At 59.2% G+C, this 22,861-nt stretch carries 18 protein-coding genes; 10 read left to right on the forward strand and 8 right to left on the reverse strand.

Annotation, left to right across the window (positions count from 1 at the left end; translation table 11 throughout):
* Positions 1-2: 2 nt before the first annotated feature.
* Positions 3-974: a tetratricopeptide repeat protein gene (locus tag K1X75_01705; protein MBX7056751.1), complete on the reverse strand. Its 972-nt coding sequence runs from the start codon at positions 972-974 to the stop codon at positions 3-5.
* Here K1X75_01705 and K1X75_01710 point away from each other — a divergent pair.
* Both K1X75_01710 and nadB read left to right on the forward strand, forming a co-directional pair.
* Positions 973-2,856: a S41 family peptidase gene (locus tag K1X75_01710; protein ID MBX7056752.1), complete on the forward strand. Its 1,884-nt coding sequence runs from the start codon at positions 973-975 to the stop codon at positions 2,854-2,856. The two genes, K1X75_01705 and K1X75_01710, sit on opposite strands and share 2 nt — an antisense overlap.
* Positions 2,857-2,879: 23 nt before the next feature.
* Positions 2,880-4,538, forward strand: a complete 1,659-nt coding sequence (gene nadB / locus K1X75_01715; protein MBX7056753.1) for an L-aspartate oxidase — start codon at positions 2,880-2,882, stop codon at positions 4,536-4,538.
* Between the two features lie 65 nt (positions 4,539-4,603).
* On the opposite strand, the gene K1X75_01720 is transcribed toward nadB, so the two are convergent.
* The 6 genes from K1X75_01720 to K1X75_01745 all read right to left on the reverse strand — a co-directional run bounded on the left by K1X75_01720 (position 4,604) and on the right by K1X75_01745 (position 10,399).
* A complete protein-coding gene (locus K1X75_01720) occupies positions 4,604-4,975 on the reverse strand; it encodes a hypothetical protein (GenBank protein MBX7056754.1) in 372 nt (123 codons plus the stop codon).
* A 69-nt stretch (positions 4,976-5,044) separates the two neighbouring features.
* Positions 5,045-5,479, reverse strand: a complete 435-nt coding sequence (locus K1X75_01725; protein ID MBX7056755.1) for an acyl-CoA thioesterase — start codon at positions 5,477-5,479, stop codon at positions 5,045-5,047.
* A complete protein-coding gene (locus tag K1X75_01730; GenBank protein ID MBX7056756.1) occupies positions 5,460-7,463 on the reverse strand; it encodes a hypothetical protein in 2,004 nt (667 codons plus the stop codon). The genes K1X75_01725 and K1X75_01730 overlap by 20 nt, the downstream gene beginning before the upstream one ends.
* Complete coding sequence (locus tag K1X75_01735; GenBank protein ID MBX7056757.1) at positions 7,460-9,073, reverse strand: 1-acyl-sn-glycerol-3-phosphate acyltransferase; 1,614 nt, start codon at positions 9,071-9,073, stop codon at positions 7,460-7,462. Before K1X75_01735 ends, K1X75_01730 begins: the two co-directional genes overlap by 4 nt.
* 55 nt (positions 9,074-9,128) lie before the next feature.
* Positions 9,129-9,554, reverse strand: coding sequence for a 2-amino-4-hydroxy-6-hydroxymethyldihydropteridine diphosphokinase (gene folK, locus K1X75_01740; GenBank protein ID MBX7056758.1), 426 nt, complete (start codon positions 9,552-9,554; stop codon positions 9,129-9,131).
* Positions 9,551-10,399 carry an ATP-binding protein gene (locus K1X75_01745; protein MBX7056759.1) on the reverse strand — a complete coding sequence of 283 codons (849 nt, stop codon included), beginning with the start codon at positions 10,397-10,399 and terminating at the stop codon, positions 9,551-9,553. Before K1X75_01745 ends, folK begins: the two co-directional genes overlap by 4 nt.
* A 437-nt stretch (positions 10,400-10,836) precedes the next feature.
* On the opposite strand from K1X75_01745, the gene K1X75_01750 reads away from it, so the two are divergent.
* From K1X75_01750 to K1X75_01770, 5 genes are all read left to right on the forward strand, one after another.
* The gene (locus K1X75_01750; protein ID MBX7056760.1) at positions 10,837-11,610 is read left to right on the forward strand and encodes a hypothetical protein; all 774 of its coding nucleotides are present in this window, start codon (positions 10,837-10,839) and stop codon (positions 11,608-11,610) included.
* Between the two features lie 410 nt (positions 11,611-12,020).
* A complete protein-coding gene (locus K1X75_01755; protein ID MBX7056761.1) occupies positions 12,021-12,575 on the forward strand; it encodes a sigma-70 family RNA polymerase sigma factor in 555 nt (184 codons plus the stop codon).
* Positions 12,568-13,554, forward strand: coding sequence for a hypothetical protein (locus K1X75_01760; GenBank protein MBX7056762.1), 987 nt, complete (start codon positions 12,568-12,570; stop codon positions 13,552-13,554). Before K1X75_01755 ends, K1X75_01760 begins: the two co-directional genes overlap by 8 nt.
* 189 nt (positions 13,555-13,743) lie before the next feature.
* Positions 13,744-14,733 (forward strand): hypothetical protein, encoded by a 990-nt coding sequence (locus K1X75_01765; protein MBX7056763.1) that lies wholly within the window; start codon positions 13,744-13,746, stop codon positions 14,731-14,733.
* A gap of 84 nt (positions 14,734-14,817) precedes the next feature.
* Positions 14,818-15,621 (forward strand): hypothetical protein, encoded by an 804-nt coding sequence (locus K1X75_01770; GenBank protein ID MBX7056764.1) that lies wholly within the window; start codon positions 14,818-14,820, stop codon positions 15,619-15,621.
* A gap of 38 nt (positions 15,622-15,659) precedes the next feature.
* On the opposite strand, the gene K1X75_01775 is transcribed toward K1X75_01770, so the two are convergent.
* Entirely contained in the window at positions 15,660-16,742 is a 1,083-nt protein-coding gene (locus tag K1X75_01775; protein ID MBX7056765.1) for an endonuclease/exonuclease/phosphatase family protein, read from the reverse strand.
* A 137-nt stretch (positions 16,743-16,879) separates the two neighbouring features.
* Between K1X75_01775 and K1X75_01780 the strand changes: the two genes are divergently transcribed.
* The 3 genes from K1X75_01780 (at position 16,880) to K1X75_01790 (ending at position 22,299) form a co-directional block, all read left to right on the forward strand.
* A complete protein-coding gene (locus tag K1X75_01780) occupies positions 16,880-19,300 on the forward strand; it encodes an AAA family ATPase (protein ID MBX7056766.1) in 2,421 nt (806 codons plus the stop codon).
* A gap of 59 nt (positions 19,301-19,359) precedes the next feature.
* Complete coding sequence (locus K1X75_01785) at positions 19,360-20,391, forward strand: zinc-binding dehydrogenase (GenBank protein ID MBX7056767.1); 1,032 nt, start codon at positions 19,360-19,362, stop codon at positions 20,389-20,391.
* Between the two features lie 78 nt (positions 20,392-20,469).
* Positions 20,470-22,299, forward strand: coding sequence for an MASE1 domain-containing protein (locus tag K1X75_01790; protein ID MBX7056768.1), 1,830 nt, complete (start codon positions 20,470-20,472; stop codon positions 22,297-22,299).
* Positions 22,300-22,861 lie beyond the last annotated feature (562 nt).

Below are 22,861 nucleotides of genomic sequence, written 5' to 3' on the forward strand. Positions count from 1 at the left end.
AATCAACGGCCCTGCAGCTCTTGCGCCAGATTGCGCACTGATTGCGACTCGCGCACGGCGGCATACAGCGGATCGTAGAGGATTAAGGCGCCAGCCGCGCGGCGAATGGCCCGGCAACGTCGTTCCAGCGCCGACCGTTCGGCGCAAGTCGCGCCCAATCGCGCTTGAAATTCTTGCAGCTGCGCGCCAAAGGCCGCGGCATTGCCGCTCTGTGCAGCGTTGGTCGCTTTCTCCCAGCTTTCAGTCAGCGGATTGCGAATCGCTCCCTGACCGTGCAGCATATGAAACTCAATGTCCCACAGCGCCGCAAAGGCGTGGCTGCGTGCTCGATTGCTGAGTTGTTCGCCGGCGGCGCTGGCCGATGCTGGCGGCTGTTGTGCAAGAAAGCCGCGGTAGTCGGCGATGCCGCTCAGGCACTGTTCAAAAAAGGGCTGGGCGAAGACGGTGCGCGGCGCGGGCGTTCCGCCAGCTTGCGCTGCAGCGCTGGCGGCGCGCAATTCGCCAAGCGCCGCGCCCGGTGCGTTTCCGCGACAGAACTGCACCGCCCTGGCCATAGCGCGCAGATACTCCGAATCGGTTGACGGTTCATGGGGCTGCAAGGCCTGGATGGCGGCGTCATAGATCGGCGCCGGTCGCAAGCGCTGCGCTCGCCGGTAGGCTTCCAGCGCTTCCTCGCGACGGCCTTCGAGTTCCAGCAGCGTCCCGAGGTTGTAGCAGCTTGCGTCTTGCAGATCTGCGTTCCAGGAGCAGCCATTTCGCAGGAGCTTGAGCGCCGCTTCGGTATCGCGCGGCGACTTCCAGTAAAGATTGATAGCCTCATCGTAAAGATCGTAGTAGGGGCGTTCAGACCAGAGCGCGCGGCAGGCGGGGAGGGCAAAAGATATGGACAGAAAAAGCCCGACCATCGCCCAATCCCTCATGCCATTCTGGCGACTGCGCCGCCGCTGCCGCCCCCTGGATCGACCTTCCTTCATGAAACGAACCCTCTTGCGCTTCGTACTGCGCCAAAGTTTGACCCTCTTCACAATCTCCGCGTTGTTTGCCGCCGCTTGCAAGGGCTCGGCGGACAGCGGGGCGCCGGGCTCCTTTGGTCGCGACGCTTTTTATCGATCGGTGGATTACGCAGTCGAGAACTATATCGATCCGGATGGCATCGATCAGTCGCGCTGCTATGTCAATGCCGCCGACATGGCGCTGCGCTCTCTTCCCTATAGTCTCACCCTGATGACCCGGGAATTTTATGAAAAGCGCGCTCAGTTTATCGAGGCCGATCGCATACCGCCGGGCCGCGCGCTGCAGATTGAGGGCCAGGACCAGTTCGTCATTTTTGTGCCTGACTATTCCGGGTGGAAAGAACGTCGCGATCGCATTCAGTCCCAGGATGAAGAGCGTTACCGGCGCATGAGTCAGAGCGATCGCCGCGCGGAATTCCTTCGACAGCGCCAGCAGGATGAAGAGCTGCGCAAGTTTACGGAGGCCAGCTGGAAGCGCGTCGATTTCAGCAAGAACGACTTTGAACGCGTAGTCGCATGGATTGAAAAGAATCTGTCTTCTTACTCGGCTGCGCCAGCAGGTATGCAGGCGCCGGAAGAAGAGGAGGGGGAGGCCGGCGCCGCGGGCCAGGAAAGGCCTTCCTTTGGCATGAACGTCGTCTATTTTGCGGCCGCCAATGGCTTCGTCGAAGCCATGGATCCGCACAGCGCCGTAATTGATCAAGGCAGCTGGGACAAGATGCGCACCGAAGCGGAAGATTCCAGCTTCGAAGGCATTGGCGCCTTGCTGCGCGGCGGCGGTCGCGAGGATGTGATCGTCGAGACGCCCTTGCCGGGCAGTCCCGCTCTGCAGGCCGGGTTGCGCGCCGGCGATATCATCCGCAAGGTCGATGGTCAATCGATTGCAACGCTGTCGCTGGGCGCCGTCGTCAAGCGTATCCGCGGTCCCAAACAGACGATGGTGACTCTGGAGGTGAACCGAGCCACGGAACTGAAAACGCTTTCCATTCGTATTACGCGCGATGTGATCCACCAGACAGCCGTCTCCTCGCGATTGTTGAGCGCCCAGAATACTGACGCGCGCTTGCTGGGCGGACGCAAGATCGGCTACATCAAAATCGCCAGCTTCCTCTATGCCCAGAACAACACCTCGCGCCTGATTCGAAACGAGTACCAGAAATTGATTCAGGAGGCCGGCGGCCGCCTGGACGGACTGGTGCTTGATTTGCGCGGCAATCCGGGCGGCTACCTGGAAGAAGCGGTGGATGTGGCCGGCCTCTTTCTGCCGCGTGGGAGCGTCGTCGTGCGCGTGCGCGATGCCAGCGGCGAAGTGCAAGAGGACAAGAGTTCGGCGCAGCCAGTGACGCCGGCGGACCTGCCGATTGTAACGCTGATCAACGCCGGATCGGCCTCGGCCAGCGAAATCGTCGCTTCGGCGCTGCTCGATCACAAGCGTTCGCTGATTCTGGGCGAACGGAGCTTCGGCAAGGCTACGGTGCAGGGCGTCCATCCGCTGCGCGGCGGCGCCATGCTAAAGTTGACAACCGCCCGCTACTACGCTCCTAACGGATACACGGTGCAAGTTTACGGCGTACTTCCGGATATCGAGCTTTCCGACGAAGCCGACGGCTCTTTCCCGCCGCGCTGGCGCGAAGAGGATATGTGGAAACACCTGCCGGAGCTGGAGTCGCGTCCGGCAGACGGCAGCCGCACCGGCTGGATCGATCGGCTCAAGGCACTGGCCAACTCAGCGGCGGCAGAGAGCTATTTGCGCTTGCATCAAGCCGACGCCTTAAAGCCAGATCACATGCTGATTCGAGCGCTGCCCTACCTGGTTGCTCTGGGCCAGTCGCCCGCGCCCTGAAATAGATTCCACTGCTCGCTGCTATGGCTGCAAGAATAGATGTCGACTTCTTGATCATAGGCAGCGGGGTTTCGGGGCTCTATGCGGCCTATCTGCTGGCCGACCTGGGCGAAACTCTGGTCCTGACCAAGGCGCGCATGGATGAGGCCAGCACCAGTCTGGCGCAGGGCGGCATTGCTTCGGTGATTGCCGCTACGGACAGCATTGAAAAGCACATCCAGGATACCCTTGATGCCGGCGCCGGACTTTGCGATCCGGCGGCCGTACGCTGTTTGGTAGCGGAGGGTCCGGAGCACGTGCGTCGACTGGTAGAAATGGGCGCCAACTTTCGACGCACAGCGCAAGGCGAACTGGACCTTGGTCGCGAGGGCGGGCACAGCGAAAATCGCATTGTCCATGCTGATGACCTCACCGGGCGCGAGGTGGAACGTACGTTGCTGGCGGCGGTGCGCGAACGTGGCGTGGAGATTCGCGAGTACGTCAGCGCGGTGGAATTGATTACGCGCTATCATCTCAAGGACTCGCGGGTCCTGGGTCGACGCGCCGGCACCTCGACTGGCGATGCTGTGGCAACGCCGGAAGGCGCGCCGCGCTGTTTTGGCGCCTATGTTTACGATCGACACAGCTGGGATGTTACCATTGTACGCGCGCGCGCTGTGATTCTGGCCACCGGCGGCGCCGCCCAGGTCTATCTGCACAATACCAACCCGGAGGTTGCCACCGGCGATGGCGTCGCTCTGGCTTACCGCGCCGGCGCCGAGATCGCCAATATGGAATTCTATCAGTTTCATCCTACGGCGCTCTACGAACCCGGCGCCTCGCGGCCCTTCTTGATCAGCGAGGCGCTGCGTGGATATGGCGCCCGCCTGCTTGGACCGGACCTGCGTCCGTTTATGGAGCGCTACGATCCGCGCGCCGAACTGGCGCCTCGCGATATTGTGGCGCGCGCTATCGACGCGGAACTGAAGCGAACGGGCGCGCGTCATGTCTGGCTGGATGCCAGCGGCAAGGGCCGCGAGCAGTTGATGGGCAGTTTCCCCACCATCTTTGCCCATTGCCTGGACCGTGGAATGGATATCTCACGCGATCCCATTCCGGTTGTGCCGGCGGCCCACTACATGTGCGGCGGAGTGCGCACCGACCTGCATGGGCAGACCTGCATTGAGGGGCTCTACGTGACCGGCGAGGCAGCCTGCACCGGCGTCCACGGCGGCAACCGTCTGGCCTCCAACAGTCTGCTGGAGGGCCTGGTCTTTTCGTGGCGTATTGCCGATTGCCTGAAACAGTCGCCGCCGCCAGCCGTGAACCAAATCGAAATCAAGGAGTGGCAGAAGGAGGGACTTGCCAACGCCGAGGAATGGATTCTGGTGCAGCACGACTTCGAAGAAATCAAGAAGGTGATGTGGGACTATGTTGGAATCGTGCGATCCGATCTGCGCCTCAATCGCGCCCTGCGACGCGTCCATCTGCTGCATGCCGAAATAGAAGACTTCTATCGGCGCACAGTAATTCAGAATAAGATCCTCGAATTGCGCAACCTGGCCCTGACGGCGCGCTTGATTGTGCAATCGGCGATGGCGCGCAAGGAAAGCCGCGGACTGCATTACAGCACCGACTATCCGGAGAGCCGCGCGCCTTCGCGGCAGGATACAGTGCTACAACGTCGCAGCGCTGAGATATAGCAGGCCAAAAGGAATATGTCCACGGCGGCCAGTGCGAGCGTCTCAAAGAACGCCGCTCATCGGCCTCAGCCCATTCGCGAAGCTACCATTACAATGCCCGCTGCAATCAGCACAATACCCGCAGTCTGCAGCATATCAATCTGCTCTCTTAGAAAGAAGTAAGAGGCGATAGTGATAATTGCCAGACCGCCGCCGGTCATGATCGGATAGGCAACGCTGATGCGAATCGCGCGCAGGGCCAGAAAATAGAATGCTACATTGGAAGCAAAGAGGATCAGCCCCAGAACCAGCGGAAGGTTGCTGAGCAAAGCCAGGCCCTTGTCGAGCAGCGACAGACCCTCGAGCGAGGACACGCGGCCGGCGCCAACCTTCAAAAGTATGTTTGCTGTGGCATTGAAAACCAGAGCCGTAATGAGAAAAACGATGCTGAGCGACATGATGATTCTTGCAAATGGGCCGGCCATTGCGCCGCGGTCGAGCTTTTTCGGTCAATTTGTCCCGAACTCTCAGTTGTGTTTTTTGCTGTAAGATCTGTATTCTGGGCTCTCAAAGTAAGCAAAGGGACGACCGTCGCGCAGGCAGACAAAAGTAATCTGGCAGGCGATGACTTCTCGTCGTTGGTCGAGTCCCGCTTCATGCACAAGGGCGCGCGTTTCGACAGTGATTGACGAACGGCCGACCTTTTGCACGCGGCTGTAGAGAGCGACGGCGTCTCCGCGACGCGCCGGGCTGCGGAAGTTTACATTGTCCATATGTACAGTAACGAAGTCCTGGTAGCCAATGCGATCCATCACATAGAGCGCCGAGCCCTCATCCAGCCAGGCAAGCATTACTCCGCCAAACAAATTGCCAAAGGCGTTGAGATGACGTTCCATGACCAGGTGTCGGGTGACGACATCGTAGCCGTCAAGTTCAGTAGAATCAGCGGGAAGGTGTGACATGGCTTTCGTAGATTTCCACTGTGGGCCAGGCATGGCGCAACGTCCAGTCGCTTCGCTGGCGAAGCCAGTCGCGCTCTGGCGGCCAAGGCCCGCTTTGTACAAGAATCAAACGCTGCAGGGCTTTCAGATTCTGGTAGAATGCTGTGCGATCCGGCGCATTGTCAGTGGCATGAATCGAGTCGGTGCTGATGATAATTCGTTCGCGGCGCAGATGCAGCGGTAGTTCGCCCTCAGCCCGATTCAACAATAAGATCACAGAAGAAAGATTGTCTCTGCCGCGAAAAGGCGCCACTGCATTGACGCCTATAATGCCGCTTGCCGCCGGCGGAAGAGAGCGCGCAGTATTCCAGGCCGCGGCCAGATCGCCGCCGGCGTAACGTGTTTTGCTGCCGACCTGCACGGCGGCCAGGCCGCCGCCAAGCACGAGCGCTGCGGCAGCCAGCAGCGCGCGAAGTCGGAAAGGGCCATGCAGCAGGCGACTGCAGAAGGCCCCACAAAGGCCGGCGAGCAGCAGCGCTGCCAGGTAGAGCAAGGCGCCGCCTGTAAATAGAAAGCGCGCCGTGGCCCGATCGTAGTCGCTCATTGTCACGGCAAGATCCCAGGGCGGTCCGTAGAGTTGTTGTAATCTGGCAGCAAGCATCGCCACGCCCAGCGCTGCGCCAGCCGCCAGGACAACGCGGAAGATATGCTCGCCGTAGCCCGGTCGCCGGGTTTGAAATATGAGCGGCGCCGCCGCGGCATAGGCAAGGGCCAGCGGAGCTCCAGCGAGGCGATGCTGCCGTAAGGGGGACAGCTGCCAGAAAAGCAGAAAGAGCAAAAGGCCGGCGGCGCTGGCAAAGAGCCAACCCGGTCGCCTGACAGTATCAGGCAGGCGACCGACGAGGCCAGGCATCATAATGGCGGCCGCAGGCGCAGCAAGTGCAAGCAGGACGCCCGGATCGCTGAGCCAGCCGTACCAGGAAAAGGCGTGCGCCGGAACCACTGAAAAGTATTCGGGAGGGTAGTAACCTGGGAAAAGAGTCCAGTTAGCTACGCGCAGCTCTGCTGGGTAAAGCGGGTTGCCAGTCAACCAGAGGTTGTGCAGGTACCACGGAGCGGCAGCGAGCGTCGCCGGGAGCAAGAGCGCCAGCCAGGCCTTCCAGTGCGGGCGTATTGCAATCAGCGCCCAGAGGCCGAGGCCTACTGCATACAGCAGGCCAAGGTACTTGAGCGATGCCCCCAATCCAAGGGCGATCGAGGCCCAGAGCCAGTGTGTGGTACGTACCACAGCTTTCGGGCTAGCCGGATCCTGCCGCTCGCCGGGCCCAAGTTCCGCCAGACAGCAGAGCAGGCAGGCGCTGAGCGCCATGTCATTTTCCAGGCAAAGCAAGCCGCTGGCGACATACGGTAGAAGGGCGCCAGCGACAACAAAAGGGCCAGAAAGGTCGACGGGGCCCGTCGAGGCTCGCCAGTTCCGGGCAATCCGAATGAGTGCAATACAATAGAGGAAATACCAGCCAGCAATGGCCAGAGGAGCTGCCGTTGGAGTAAGCAGCGAAAGCAAATAGAGCGCCTGGCTGTGCAGCAATGGATAGTAGTCGGGGGAATAGTCGCCGAAGGCTGTCTGCGGATTGGAGCAGCTGCCGCTGTGCGACCAGTGTAGAGCGAAATTCAGGTGGTAGGTGAGTGCATCCCAACCCGCCGGCGGCATCGCCAGCTGGAATCCAAGCAACAGCGTTGCAATGCCAGCGATGAAGCCAGACTGCCAGGTCAGGGCTGGAACTTTCGCAAGCGGGGCGGTCGCGCTGTCTGTGGCGCTCATCCGGCGTGTGCTCGACGCCCTCCACAGGACAATACAGAGCGATACAAGGGCGATGCCCAGCGTCAGTGCGGCGGCGGCGGCCAGGCCGCTGCAGTCATCCAACCAACGCTGCAAAAATCCGCCGATCTGGATGCTGAGCAGAAATCCAAGCGCGGCGCGTTGCGTCCGTGCGCCGCCGCTCACGAGTGGTAATCGCCCAGCAGAAAATCCAGGCGATCTATGATTTCATAACGCTGACGCCGCAATTCACGTACCCGCTGACCTCGAAATACCTCGAGGATCCAGTCCAGACTCCAGACCAGCGCCGCTCGCAGATGCTGGCCATGCCACAGCGAAAAGCGCCAAAGCCGTACCAGCGCCCACGGCGTCAGAATTGCCGCGACCCAGGTCAGAAGTTGCCAGCGATCGTTGAGCCAGCTGGCAAGGGCGGAAGAGTGCAGCCAGAGATTCAACCATTGCCCCGCCGCTGCCGAACCAATGGCCTGCAAAGCCTGAAAGATGGCCGCCGCCGCCAGCGGGTAGGTGATCAGCGTTCCGGCAAAGCCAAAGAGCACAGCCTGTTCGTCGCCGTCGACTCGCGGGCGTTTTTGAACCTGGATGACCTGGTAGCGACGAAAGCGCGCCATCAATCGCGGCGGATAGTTGGCCAGAAAGCCAATTAGAATCAAGGGATAGAGCAGCATTCCCTTGAACATCGCTTTGACATAGAAGCCAAACTCGGCCCAGGTGTGTTCGCGACGCACTACATCATCGCGCATGTGAGTCTCGCGCAATTTGCGCTGGTAGTCCATCAGCAAACGGCGCAACTCGACCAATCGTTCGCGGCCCGGCCCATGGTGGCTGGCGCGCAAAATGGCATCGGCTAGATTCTTCGACATCCTGTACTTCTCACGAATGTTGCCAAAAGCATTCATGTACTTTACCGGGCTGGAGCTGTACAGAGCGACGCTGTCATCAATCAGGTCCACGAGGCCCTTGTCCGGTATAGAGATGATCATCTCCTCGATGTCGCGCTGCAGCCGCGCCTTGCCCTCGACCATCAGTTTCTTTTCAATGTCCCTGCGTTTCTCCTCGTCCAGACTCAAAAAGTCCGGCGGAATCTTGATGAGCTCCTGCAATTTGAATGGTCGTCCAAAGACGACAACTACCGAGCTCTGGAACTTGTTGATACGATCGTAGTACAGCCCGTAGGGAACAATGCGCAGGTTTAATTGGAAGTTGAATTCCTTCTCGGCCTGGATTGCAATGTGCATGAAACCAAGCTTGATCTTGTTCAGCTTGCGGCTGTCAGTGGAGGCGCCTTCGCCAAAGATATTGAAGAGTCGTCCGTTGACGAGCGCCTCCACACACTCGCGCAGCGAACGTTCGTTGGCCTCGCGCCGATCGCTTTCCGAGATGTCGTTGTCTTCTTGATCGATCTTCCGCGAGATAGGCGTCATCAACATGCCGCGCCGCAGCAGCGGTCCCAGGTAGGGCATATTGGTGATGGTATCCTTGGCGGCGACGGCAATCGGATGACGCACGACCTGTAGCAAATTAAGGTAGTCCAGATAGGAGTTGGGGTGGTTGCCGACCAGCATCACCGGCCCGTCGGGCGGAATATTTTCCAGGCCGATCGCCTGGATTTCGCGGTGCTGGGTGCGAATGGCCGAACGAAAGAGCGTCCGAAAGGCGTAGTAAAGCCCCGGCGCGCGCCGCCGCATTGAGCCCATGCCGCTGTAGCTGCGCGCCGCAGTTGCGGACGGCTTGCGAAAGTAGCGGCCAATGACCGGCAATCTTCGGATTGGATTCATAGACGGACCCCGGGTTGCCGCCAGGCCTTGCTGCGCAGACTGGCGCGCGCAATCATCAAGCGCGCAGCAGCTCCTCTGGACTCAGTTCCCATTGCGCCAGCAGCTGACGGACGTAAGCGCGAGAGTCCAGAGCCGGGTGCGGTATTGCAAGATTGTTTGAGTCCCGCAACTCGCCTTCGAACCAGAGAATATCAAGGTCGATTTCGCGCGGACCATAGCGAAAACGATCGATTCGGCCCAGGCGACCTTCCAGGCTCTTGAGCAAATCCAGCAAATCCTCAGGCGAAAGAGCGGTCTCGATTTCCAGCAGTTGGTTCAGGAAGGGCGCCTGGTCTTCTACCAGCAGCGCCGGATTGTCCAGGGTTGTTGTAGCGCGGAGAATGCGCAGCCCTGTTTGCCTTCCGAGTTCCGCGCAGGCCTGCGCCAGATAGCGCTGGCGGTCGCCCACGTTTCCGCCCAGCGACAGGATTGCCCGACTCATGCCTGATCCAGGCGATAGTCCGAGGCCTGGATGCGCACCTCAATGCACATTTCACGAAGTCGACTGTAGACGCGTCCGCCGGCCAGGTCGCGCAGTGAATCCATAGGTTCGTTGGAAGTGACAATGGTCAGCAGGTTATCCTCGTAACGAGCGTCGATCAGATCATAGAGCGTCTGGTTCACCCACTCTGTTTCCTTCTGGATGCCAAAATCATCAATGACCAGAGCAGGCGCCCGCGCCAGTTCCAGCTCGATCTTGCGTCCCTCGCCGTAGATTTCTGAATTCGGATTGAACGTGGCGCGCAATTTGCCAACGATATCGCGGCTGATCTTGGCGTAGCGTACTCCGACCAGATATATGCGCATGACCTCATTGAGGATCGCCGAGCTGATCAGGGTTTTGCCGCAGCCGGTGGGGCCGTGCAGGTAAAGTCCGCTGTGCACGCTGCGCTCCTGTCCATACTGGACGACAGTATCCACTGCATCTTCCACCGCCTCGGCCACCGCGGCCGAGCGCTGTCCATCGATGTCGTCCAGGAACTTCCCGCGGTAGCGTTCCGGTATGCCGCTCTTGCGTTCCAGGATGCGCAGCTTTTCCAGGCGCAGACGCGCCGCCTTGCTGGGACAGGGCCGGAACGCCGATTGTTCCACGTCATAGTATTCGTAGGGCGGCTGGCCGCTACAGCGGCTGATCCGTTCCTGACATTTGCAGAGCAAATAGCCGCCGCGGTCCTGGCGTGAAAAGCCTGGCACGTACAGGACGCCCAGATCCAGACAGTCCATGCAGTTTGGCCGAAATTCGGGACCGCGAATCAATCGCAGCATCTTGTCGAGGTGGGGCAGCAATTCAGTTCCTCGCCTGCAGGCGGCGACGTTTATTGGGGCCGCGCTGGCCGGCAAAACGGCGCTTATGTCGCTCCCGGCAGGGGCGCGGGCCGGCATCGCTGAAACAAGAAAAAGCTGTCCCTGCGGGCGCTTTTTTCATTGGCGCTCTGTCCCTGCGGCCTACAATTTTCTTATGGCGCATTGATTCCGTCGCCTTGGTCTCCGATACAGGATTTGAATAGGGCCCGAAATCGCTTTGCAAACGGGCTTCTATCGATAAGACTGAATAAGAAGGTGCGACGATGAAACGTATCGTAGCTCTGTTGCTGATGAGCCTGGCAGTAGCCGGCGCTGGTTATGCCCAGCCGGCCGGCCAGGGCGGCAACGCCGGCGCTCCCGCCGGCAGCCAACCCTCCAACCCGGCCAATCCCACGCCGTTCGAAGCGGCGCCTGGCGAGCTGGTATCGGAAGAGGAAAACCTATCCAACCTGACTCCAGAACAGCTGGATGTTCGCAATCGCAACCTGGCGGCGGAAGAACTCTGGAAGAACGCCGACTACCGCGATTACAATCAGGCCTTTGCCGATTTGCATCGCCTTTCGCAGGCCTTTGCAAACAACAAATATCGCCTGGCGCTTTCGGCTTACCAGTCCGGAGTCAACACCATCATCAAGATGCGTGATGAAGTGGAACTGTTCCGCAAGCAGGCGGCCGAAGCCAAATACCTGAATGAAAAGTGGTACTGGCAGATTGTGGACCGCAAAGCGCGCGAAGAACGCATCATCAACCAGATGAAGCGTCGCGCCAAGCTGGAGGCGGTTACCTATTTCACTCGCGCCATCAACCACCTGGACGAAATCCAGAATCCGGACTTGCGCGAAAAGCCGGCCTTCAAGCGTTTGCTCAGCGCCGTCTATCGCAACTGGGTCATGTACCAATTTGACCTGGGCAACCTGCCGCAGTGTATCCCGATTCTCGAGCTCTACATCGAGATCGACGAAAACGAAAAGCAGTACCCGGCGCACAAATACCTGGCGCAGTGCTACGCCTTCCAGGAAATGATGATCAAGAAATATGGCGTGGGAACGGAAGACCAGATGTTCCGCTTCCGCTATAAGAAGAATGTGCACCTGCTGCGCGCCGCCGAGCTCAAATACGGCAAGGAGTCTGCAGAGTACAAGCATGTTGTGAACCTTGTAAACCGCGACGAGATTATCTCGGTTCAGCCTTGACGTTGAACTGAAGCGGCGGCCGCCGGTCGCCGCACTTGATCGCACGCTTATTCAGCGAAATCGACGCCCGTTCCGCAACTGCGGGGCGGGCGTTTTCTGTTTGGAGACGGTCTCGACAGAAAATCGCAACGCAGGAAGCCTCGGGCTCGGATGGGGCGATAGCGGCTCTGGACACCCTTGAAGCCCTTGGTCGACCGAGCGCCCGGCCAAGGGCTTCTGAATTCTTGAATTTAGCGCTGTAAATAGGCTGAACAACTGCCTGCGTCTGAAGCGTAGATAACCATCCAGCATACTGGAGAACGTCAATCGGGACGAAAAATTAGATGCGCTCGATTCCCTTCGCATGCAAGCAGGTCCCCTCGCATTCTCCTGAGGCTAACTGGCGGAGATGCATCATAGAAAGCGCCTGGATGGAGACGAATTATCTTGCGGTTGGCGAGGTCGAGTCGCTAATTCTGGAAAAGAATTCTGAACTTTATACCTGCTCATTGCATCTGTGCCGGGACCGCGACATGGCCGCTGACATTTTGCAGAGCGTATTTCTCAAGTTCCTCACCATGGTCCAGAAAGGTCGTATTAAGCGTCAGGGCGCCGTAGGTTACCTGGTTCGGATGGTCCGAAACGAGTCAATAACCGAATGGCGCCGTCGCCAGAGAATTGTCCGTTTGCCCGAGAGTCTGCAATTTGCAAAGCCAGCTTCGCAGCTGGAGGCTGATGCTACAGTCGAGAATCTCCGTCAAATTATCATGGACACTGTAAATGATAGCGAGCTTCCCGAAGCGATGCGGGAGGCGCTGCGATTGCGTTACCTGTTCCAATTTGATCTTGATACCATTGCTCAGGCGGTGGGCAAGTCCCGATCTTCTGTCAGCCGCCTGTTGCAAAGGGGTACAAGGGCGCTGCTGGCTAAATTCGAGGCCGCTGGATACGACTCCGAACTACTTGAAGGCTCTGGCAATGAATGAGAACCACAAGCAACGATTGGCGGATGAGGATGTGCGCAATTGGCCCCCTTTGTTGCGGGATGTGCGGCAACCATTGGAGGCGATGCCTGAGGAATTGCTCCATACACTGATTAATGCAACGGCTGCGGTCGCAAAGAGTCGTAGAGAGGCCAGATTTGCTCGTCTGCGTCCCTACCTCCTGACTGCGGCTTCATTGATTCTCGCATCTGGCCTGGCTATCTATTTCTGGCAAGCGGCCAGCGCCTCAGGTGTGGACATTCTGTTTTTTCGCGGAGTTGGCGCAATAGGCGATCTGCAATTCGATGCACAGCACAAGCCTTCGCGACTGCCAAATGGCCGGACAGTTACGCTGGAAACTGGCGCGCGAATGCTGCTGCCGGTAGGCGGCGGTCAACTGGAGGTCCAGGGCCCCGCGCGCTTCCAGTTAACAGGAACAGTCCCCCTGCAGTTACAACTTCATTCGGGCGTCTTCACGATCATGTCTTCGAATCAGGGCGCCGGGCCGGCATGGATCCTGTTTCAGGGTGGAAAAGAGTATGCTCCGCTCGGGACAGCGCTGAAACTCAGCGTATTGCCTAACGATAGTGCGGAGCTGGTATTGGTCCATGGTCGCATTCGCATCAGCTCCGCGACCGGAGAGCGCGAGTTTGTTGCTGGCAGCTTGCTGCGCCTCGGCTCCGACAATCTGAGCCTGGTCCGGTCAGCGCGCCTGTCTGCGGCGCAGCTGCAGCAGGCCGGGCAAGAACTCGAACGGTTGCGCGCGGAACGTTCCGGCGCTATTGGGCTCGATGGCGCAGTCGATTTCTCTTCGCCGGAGGCGATTCGCCGTCATTATGGTTCGTTGCAGCAGATTGTTCTTAAGGACGGACGGAGCTATACTGGATATGCCCTCAGTAGCCCCGGACGGATATCCATCCACACGGTCTTCGGAATTGTCCAGGTTCCAACAGCCGAATTGGCTGAGCGCAGGGAAATCTAGAATTCCATCCAGCCTTGGTTTTTTTGCAACTACCGAGGCGCTCGATCGTAGATACGCATGGAATCCCAATTTCGATCCCGAACTTTTTCTTCCTGGCAAATGGCGGCGGCCTTAGGCCTTTGCCTGACCTTTACTGGACTCTGGGCACAAACCCGCAGCGTTGGCCGCGGTAGCCTGGATAGCGACTCAGTGGCAGTTTCGGTTGGCAGTGTGGCCTGGCGTCCGGCTGTTGCATTGAACGCGGCAGCGCTCCAGGACAGCCGCAGCTTTAACAAGAGTCTATTTAACGGATACAGAGTTTCTGCAGGCGCTCCCGGCATATTCAAGGGAACATCCTATGGACTGAGGCTAGCTTTCATGGACGAGGAGGGCTTTGACGCTGGATATCTGGAATTGGGTCGAACCGTCGCTAGCGCTGCCGGCTTTCGAAGCGAATCGGCAGTGCGCACTCAGTTCATTGTAGCGGGTATTCCGGTGTCACTGCAGACTCTGGAGGACACCTCCTTCGAGGGGAACCGCGCCAATCAGACCAGCCTCAGCTACACGCACGAATTTCGCCCCTGGTATTCCGATGCCAGTGTGTTGTCCGGTCTAGCGATGCGAGTCGGTATTCAGGCTCATTCGGACCAGTCACGTTCCGATGTCGTTATAGTTTCAACGACTGGCGCCTTGACAGGATTGTCCTCCTTCGGAGAATTACGGAATCGCGAAACCGGCGGGCTGGGTCGACTGGGGATTGGCTACTACCTTGCAGTTAGCGAATCCCTGCGACTTGAAGCCGGGTTCCTCTACCTGAATGGCAAGGGATCGGGAACCAGAGAGCAAAACACAAGCATCCTTTTCGGCATTTTGCCAATTCCGATTGGCCGCGCGACCGAGTATGATTTTAATCAGGACGGCCAACGCTTCGAGCTAGCCGGGGGATACCGAATATCTGATTCGATAGTCCTCCGAGTAGCCATAGCCGATCAGCAGCTGCGCCGAACTGTGACGAGCGCAACGACCGATACAACTGCCGACCTTGCTTTTGTTCTTGTGAATGGCTTTCTCACGGGCGGTCCCGTCGGCCCCGCGTTGCTTCCATTGCTGGCTGAGTCGCGTCTTGCCGATTTCGGTCCGCTCCCGACATCGCTGGACCGAATGCAGAGTATCAGTGCGGAAATTCAATTGCGCTACTAACTGACGGCCAGACTTTGCAGCATAGGACGCTCAACTAGAAATCCTTCTTGCCAGCGCTTTGCTTGACGAGAGTTTGCACCCGCAATGAGCGCTGCAGGCTCTCGCTCTCTGTGCTTTCTGTCGGCGGTTTTAGCTGTGGTCTTGCCGGCTTCTGAGGCCAATGCTGACACCCTGTTCCTGCGCGGCGGCCTGGTGCTTCGCAATGTTCGGGTCCTACCGGGCGAACAAGTCCAGCAGGTCGTGTTTTCCGACGGTCGAATCCAACTTGTACCCAACGGGGATGTGCTTCGAACAGTTGTGGCTCCCGTACAATGGGCTGGCGCCACTTCGACCGAGGCGATTCGCGATCGAGTGGAATCTGCCATTGCGGCGGAGCGCGAACGCCAGGAAAACGCGAGCAGCCGAGCGTCGCAAAGGGAGAGTGTTGCGGCGCTTCGCAATAAAACCGGCGGCGGCTGGCGTTCTGCGCTGCTGCCAGGATGGGGGCAAATGCACCAGGATCGGCCGGCATGGGCTGCATTTTTCCTGCTTGGTTTCGTCGCCGCCGGCGCCTACTATTCCGATGTCGACCAACGCTACGACGCTCTCAACGGCGTAGTTCCCCCGATTGTCAGCCTGCGCGGCGACGATCCGTTCAGTTCGGTAGCGCTGCTCGCCTTACTGGACACTCAAGCCCGCGTGAAACATCAACGCGCCGTCCTTGCGGATGAACGCGAACGTGCGGCCGGCTACATGGCTACTCTTTACTTCTGGAGTATTGTTGATGCAGTAGTCTATGGCCGGCTCGCCCTCCGGGAGGCGCGAGACCAGGAGCGAGGTTCGCATCTGGACTGGCAGCTGGCGCCGGCCGCCGAGCGTGTCGCCCTGATCTTTCGCCTCCGCTTCTGAGGTCGCGCCGCGCCTCCGCCGCTCTTCAGGCCGCAAGCTTAGAGCGTAATCTGCGCAATCAAGGGCAGGTGATCCGAGATCCGCTGCGTGTCTGCAGAGCGAACGCGATACTCGCCGAGACGGATCAACGGCGAGTAGAAAAGATAGTCAATGGTCCGATCCGGCCCGGTGGCGCGCGCTCCGTTGGGATAGTGGGTGAAAAACTCGCTGCGCCGCGGATTGTCTGGCGCCGTATCAGCGGCTGTAGGCGCTGCCTTAAATTCGGCATAGAGGGAAGCCAGTTCAGTTTCCGGTTTGTAGTAGGCCCGCTCCGATTCAGACATCAACTCGTAGGCGCCAGGCGGCAGCAGATTAAAGTCGCCGCTGAGCATCCATGGATGATGTTCCTCGGTTGTCTTGCGCAGCAGCAAACGCGATTCCTCGACTTGCAATTCCATCGTGTTGGTGCCCTGCGAAAAGGCGTCGAGGTGCGTGTTGAATACGATCAGATCAGCGGCGCCGGCGATTGGCATGTGCGTTTCCAGGATGGCCCGCTTCAGATTGAACTGCTGCATGAAGAAGTTCGATGGAATCAAGGCCAGCTGATGACGGCTCGCGCTGCTAATGCGATAGCGAGATATCGTCGCCAGCTTCATTCCAACAGCGCCCATGATGCGCGGATGCGGAATAAAGGAGGACTTGTGATAGAAGGCGTCCGTATAGCAGGCGTAATCCGCCGGCAGCCTCGCCAGCAACAACTTCAGCTGATCCTGATAGTCGGTGCGTTTTGATCCGTCGTCCAGTTCCTGGATATTCAGAATATCCGGGTTTTCGGCTACAATTACGCGAGCGACCTCATCCAGCGTAATGGCGATATCAGCGGACGATGGCCGTTCGTCCTTGCCCGATCCATCAAGGACATCATAATAGAAAACATAGTTTTTGCCGGCCATGTACTGTACATTCCAGTTCAGTATCTTCAGCCGTTGGCCTGGCTTTAGCTCCGGGGCGCTTGCCGGACAGACCACCTGTTCCTGCTCTATTTCCGCTGGATGATAGTTGGCCAGGTAGACAAAGGCCAGGAAGGCGGCGCTCAGTGCGCCGATTACAATCAGGAACCATTTGGCAATCTTCTTGAACATGGGGCCCTGAATGTCAGTTGCGTTACAGAACTCAAGGATATTCTGACGTCATCCGTCGCCCGACGGCGCCAGCAGGCTCGCCTTGACAGTGCGGCCGACCCTGTCTCCGCTTGCCGCCGGGGCATCCGCGCCAGCTCATGAATGACTTTCGTCCGCTTAGCGCCGACCAGCTGTTTCGCGCCGCCGACCCCCAGCTTGTTGGTTTCGAAACCACCGAGCTCGTCGAAGGCTTGCCCGACGGCTTTGGCCAGGAACGCGCCCAGGAGGCAATTCGCTTCGCCCTGGGAATCGACCGGCCGGGCTACAACCTCTACGTACTGGGGGACGCCGGCAGCGGTCGGCATACTGCAGTGCGCATGCTGCTGGAATCGCGCGCCGGCCAGGGCGCTCAGCCGGAGGACTGGGTTTATGTGAACAATTTCGGCGATCCCGGCAGGCCGCTGGCCATTTCACTGCCAGCCGGCCGCGGGGCGCAGTTCCGCGCAGACTTGCGCCGGTTCGTGACCGAGCTAAACGCTTCGGTCAACGCGGGCTTTGAAAGCGAGCGCTACACCATGCACATCGAGGCCATTCAACGCGAATACAAGGACCGCGAAGAAGCGGCCTTGCGCGAACTCGGTCGCACCGCCGCCGAACAGGGCGTCGCTTTGCTACGCACTCCTCAGGGTTTCATTTTCACGCCAATGAAAGGCGAGGAACCGATGGACCCCGGCGATCTTGCCAGCCTATCCGAGGAGGAGCGGGAACGCATTGGCAAGCTCATCGAAGGATTTCGCGATCGTCTGCAGGCGCTGTTGCGCCAGTTTCCGCGCTGGCAAAGCGAAATGCAGCAGCGAGTCCGCGAGGCGGGACGCGAGGCGCTGCAACTTGCGGTCGCCCACCTGGTGGATGCCTTAAAAGAGAAATATGCTGAACTCCCTACGATAATCTCCTATTTGAATGAAGTAATGAGCGATGTCGTCGAATCCGGCGAGGAACTGCGCGGTCGCGAAGGTCCGCGCAGCGAGGCGGATCTGGCGGCGCTGCTGCTGAGCGGACGCGTTACGGGCGATCGCTATCAGGCCAACCTGATCGTCGATCGCGATGGCGAGAGCGGGCCGCCGGTGGTCTTCGAAGACAATCCTGGATTTTCCAATCTGGTTGGTAGATTGGAACATATCATTCAATTTGGCGCCTCCGTTACTGGCTATTCCTTTATCCGCGCCGGCGCTCTGCATCGCGCCAACGGCGGTTATCTGATTCTGGACGCGGCCAGGGTTCTTGCGCAGCCGTTCTCCTGGGATGCATTGAAGCGTGCATTGAAGTCGGGCCAGATCAGGATTGAGTCGGAAAATCAGGCGCTCGGTCTGGGCGCCTCCTTGCCGATCGAGCCGCTGCCGATCCCGCTGAAACTCAAGGTCATACTGATTGGCAATCGGACGCTCTACTATCTGCTTCGCGAGGCGGATCCAGAGTTTGATGAGCTATTCAAGGTGGCGGCGGACTTCGAAGCCGACATGCCGCGCACACCGGAAAACGAAAAACTTTTTGCAAGAATGGTCGCGACTCTGGCGGCGCGCCAGGAGTTGCTTCCGCTGCATCGCAGCGCTGTGACCCGTTTGATTGAACACGGCGCCCGGCGCGCTGGAGGCGCTGACCGGCTTTCGCTCCAGACGCGCTGGATTTCCGATTTGATGGCGGAGGCCGAGCATCTTGCGACGGCCGACGGCCAAACCATGACGCTTGTTCAACATGTGGACCAGGCCTTACAGGCGCAGCGCAGGCGCAATGAACGTATCCCGCAGCGCATGCAAGAACTGATCTCCAGAGGGATCGTACGCATTGAAACGGAGGGGGCTCAGATCGGTCAGGTCAATGGTCTGGCCGTGCTCAGCGTCGGCGAGATGCTCAGCGCGCATCCCGTGCGGATCACAGCGACGGCAAGGGTAGGCGAGGGAGGCGTCGTTGACATCGAGCGTGAGACGGAGTTGGGCGGCGCGCTGCATTCCAAAGGCGTGCTGATACTCAGTTCCTTTCTGGGCGCCCGATACTCGCCGGCTCAGCCGCTTGCGCTGAGCGCCAGTCTGGTCTTCGAGCAGTCCTATGGGCCGGTGGAGGGCGATAGCGCTTCGCTGGCTGAGTTGTGCGCCCTGCTGTCCGCGCTTTCCGGCGTCGCAATTCAGCAGCGTTTTGCGGTGACCGGTTCCGTAGATCAGTACGGAAGTGTGCAGGCCATTGGCGCGGTGAATGAAAAGATCGAAGGCTTTTTCGACGTTTGCCTGCGCCGGGGATTGACCGGAGATCAAGGCGTGCTGATACCGTCCAGCAACGTGCAACAATTGATGCTGCGCAGCGATCTGCGGGAGGCGGCTGCCGAGGGACGGTTTCAGGTCTACGCTGTCAGTCATGTCGACGAGGCCATCGAACTACTTACCGGGATGCCGGCCGGCGTTCAAAATGAGCAAGGCGATTTCAGCGACAGCGCCATCAATGGTCGCGTGATCGATCGGCTACGCCAAATGCTTGAGGCGCGACAACAATCGACGCGTCCGGAGGAGCGCCAGCCGACCGGCCCTTGACGCGGCGGCTCTGCTCGATTTTTGCTTGAAATGTGCGCTTGCAATAGCTCATTCCTGTTATGAAAGCGGCGCTACTCTACAAGGGCGAACGAAAGCTGCGCATAGAGGACATTGCGCCGCGGAGTCCTGGGCCCGGGCAGGTGCGCGTGCAGGTCAAGGCCTGCGGCGTTTGCGGCTCCGATGTCCATCTGGTATTGCACCAGACCATGAATGCCAGTTCCTATCCGCGTATTCCCGGCCATGAATCCTCCGGAATTGTTCTCGAAACTGGCGAAGGCGCGAATCGATTCAAGGCAGGACAGCGCGTCGTCATTGCTGCGGGGACCAGCTGTGGCAGCTGCAAGGCATGCCTGGCCGGCCGCTACAATCTCTGCGCACAGGTAGGCGTGCTTGGCTTTGACGCTGACGGCGCCTATGCGGAGGAGGTCGTCGTTCCGGAAACTTCGCTGGTTCCATTTCCCGATTCGCTTCCTTTTGCACAGGCCGCCATCCTGGCGGACGCCGTCTCCACGCCTTACCACGCGCTGAAATATGCCGGCGCACTGCAGGCGGGAGAGACGGCGGCCATCTTTGGCTGTGGCGGACTGGGCATTCATGGCGTGCTCATTGCCCGCGCTCTGGAGGCCCGCGTCATTGCCCTTGATGTGGACGCTGGCGCTCTACAAAATGCCCGCGATGCCGGCGCTCATGAAACGATAGACCTGAATAGCAAAATCAATGCCGGTAAGATCCTGAAGCAAATGGGCGGCGTTGACGTCATCGCGGATTTTTCTGGATACTATAAAAATATAGAAGATTGTGTTCGATCCATGAATTCCGGCGGGCGAATGGTCATGGTCGGAATCGGACGCGGTCAGTTGCACATTGGCGTTCCGGCCTCGCTCACCTTCAAGATGATTCAGATTTGTGGCTCCTACGGCTCCGATGCGCGGGCCCTGCCGGAGCTGATCCATCTGGTAGAGCGCGGACAGCTGGATCTGTCGCGCTCCATAACAGCTCTGCATCCGCTGGAAGATGCGCAACTCTGCCTGGAACACCTCGAGGGAAAAGTAGGCAATCCGATTCGCTTTGTACTGCAACCCTCGGCTTGAGCAGTTTTCGGCGCTCTGCGGGCGAACATTGGTTGTAATTTTAACTTGCATCCATGCTTGCGCGAGCGGCCTTGAGTTGTGACTGCTGGCAAGCCAAAAGGCAGCGCCCTGGCCTGGCGAATTCTGGAATGGCTGTTGATCGCCGCCGCCTACATTGGCGGCGCCCAGATAGGCTTCAGGCTCGCCTTCCTGAATTCGCAGGTTTCGCCGGTCTGGCCGCCGGAGGGCATTGCCCTGGCCATCGTCCTGCTGCGCGGCCCGCGCGCCCTTGTCGGCGTGGCGCTCGGCGCCATTCTGGCCAACTACCTGAACAATCCCCATCTGCCGACGGCGCTTTTGATTGGCGCCGGAAATACCGGAAGCGTCGCCCTGGCGGCTTTGATGGTCCGGCGACTGCTGGGAACGAAGAACCCATTTCGGCGTCGTCGTCATGTCATCGGGTTTATAACCATCGGTACTATGCCCGGCGCCGCGCTCAGCGCTCTGGTGGGCGTTGGCTCGCTGTACCTTTTTGGATTCGTCGATGCCCAGAAATTCTGGGGCGTCGCGCTTACCTGGTGGACCGGCGAAATGCAGGGGCTGGTGATTGTGGCCCCCTTCCTCTACGCCTTCAGCCGTCGGCCGGAGCTTGCACCGAATTTGCGCGGCCGTCTGGCACAGGCCGTGGAAGCGCTGGTGTTACTTGCGGCCTTGCTGGCCCTGAGCATTTTTGTATTTGTTGATCGATACCAACTTTCGTATTTGCCCATTCCCTTGATTCTCTGGGCTACCTTCCGCTTCCGCCTGCATGGCGCGACGGCGGCGACCATCCTGCTTTCCGGCGTAGCGGCCTTTTATACTGTTAACGGCTACGGTCCCTTTGTGCGCATTGATGGCGAGACGCTCAGCTTGAATACCTCGTTGCTGCTGCTGGAACTCTACCTCAGTTCGTTGACCGTGATGACCTTGCTGGTTTCGGCTACAGTCAATGAGCGCGCTGAATCGCTGGACCGGCAGCGTCATCTGGCTGACAAGCTGCGCGCTCAGAACCGTTCTTTCTATCGCTTTGTACCCGCCGACTTTGTGCGCGTTCTTGGCCGGCGCAGCGCTCTGGATATCCAGCTGGGCGATACGCGCGAGGCCGATGTGGCCGTTCTGTTTTCAGATGTGCGCTCCTTTACCAGCATCAGCGAAAAGCTCAGTCCCAGAGAAAACATTGAACTGATCAACGCCTATCTGGCGCGCATGGCGCCGATTGTCGAGTCCCATGGCGGCTTCATCGACAAATTCATCGGCGATGCAATCATGGCCCTGTTTGTGGAGGGCGGCGGCGGCCAGAGCCCCGCCGATCGCGCCGTCGCCTCGGCGGTGGCAATGCGGCGGGCCTTGTTGCAGTTCAATGCATTGCGAAGTCGAAGCGGCGAGCTGCCCATTGAAGTGGGCATTGGCATCAGCAACGGACCGGTGATTCTTGGGACGGTAGGCGGATTGGAACGTCTGGATACTACGGCGATCGGCGACACGGTCAACCTGGCTTCGCGACTGGAAAGCCTGACGGGGCGCTTTGGCTTGCCGCTGCTGGTTTCCGCTTCCACGGTCCAGAATTTGTCCGCGCCCGGCGCCTGGCAGATGCGACCGCTGGGCGTTGTTACGGTCAAAGGCAAGACACGACCGGTGGAAATCTATGAGGTCTTTGACGCCGATGATCCGGAGCAGGCGCAACGCAAAGTGCAGAGCGGCGATAACTTCTCGCAGGCATTTCCACTCTACGTTGGTCGGGAATTCAAGGCCGCCTTGCCGCTCTTTGAAGCCGCCGGACGCTCACTGCCGGAGCCATTGATCGATCAATACATTGAACGCTGCCGCCTTTACAAAGAGCAACCGCCGCCAGAGGACTGGAGCGGCGCCGAAGTATTGCGCGAAAAGTAGCGCATTGTAGCACAAAAGCGTCTTGCATTGCCCTCCTGCCAGGGCTCATTCAGAGCATGATAGCTGCCGCACGTCGCCTTGCGCCAATCCTGATTGTTGCCTGCTTGCTATCGAACTGTCTGGCCGTCTGGGAACGCTACACCAGCGCCGATCTGGATCAGATCAAGAAGCGCGGCGCCTTGCGAGTAATCACTGCCTACAGCGCCAACAGCTATTTTATCTATCGCGGCGAACCGCTGGGCTATGAATACGAACTGCTGCGCATGCTGGCCGATGAACTGGGCGTCAAACTGGAGCTGATCGTTACAGACGATGTAGAAAACATTGTCTACATGTTGAACAGCGGTCGCGGCGATCTGGTCGCCGCCAATATTGCCGAGACGCGGGGCCGCGCCCGTCAGGTGCAGTTTACTGAACATCTCCTGACCACGCGTCAGGTGCTGGTGCAACGCAGTAGCGCTGGCCCAGCGGCGCCGCCGCCGGCCACGGGCGCTGCGCAGTCGCCCGCTGCCGTAGGCGGAATTGTCGGCTTGCCGCCCCTCGGCCTTGGAATCTTTGGCAG

The organism is Leptospirales bacterium (assembly GCA_019694655.1).
In the GTDB taxonomy this organism is placed as follows: Bacteria; Spirochaetota; Leptospiria; order Leptospirales; family Leptonemataceae; genus SSF53.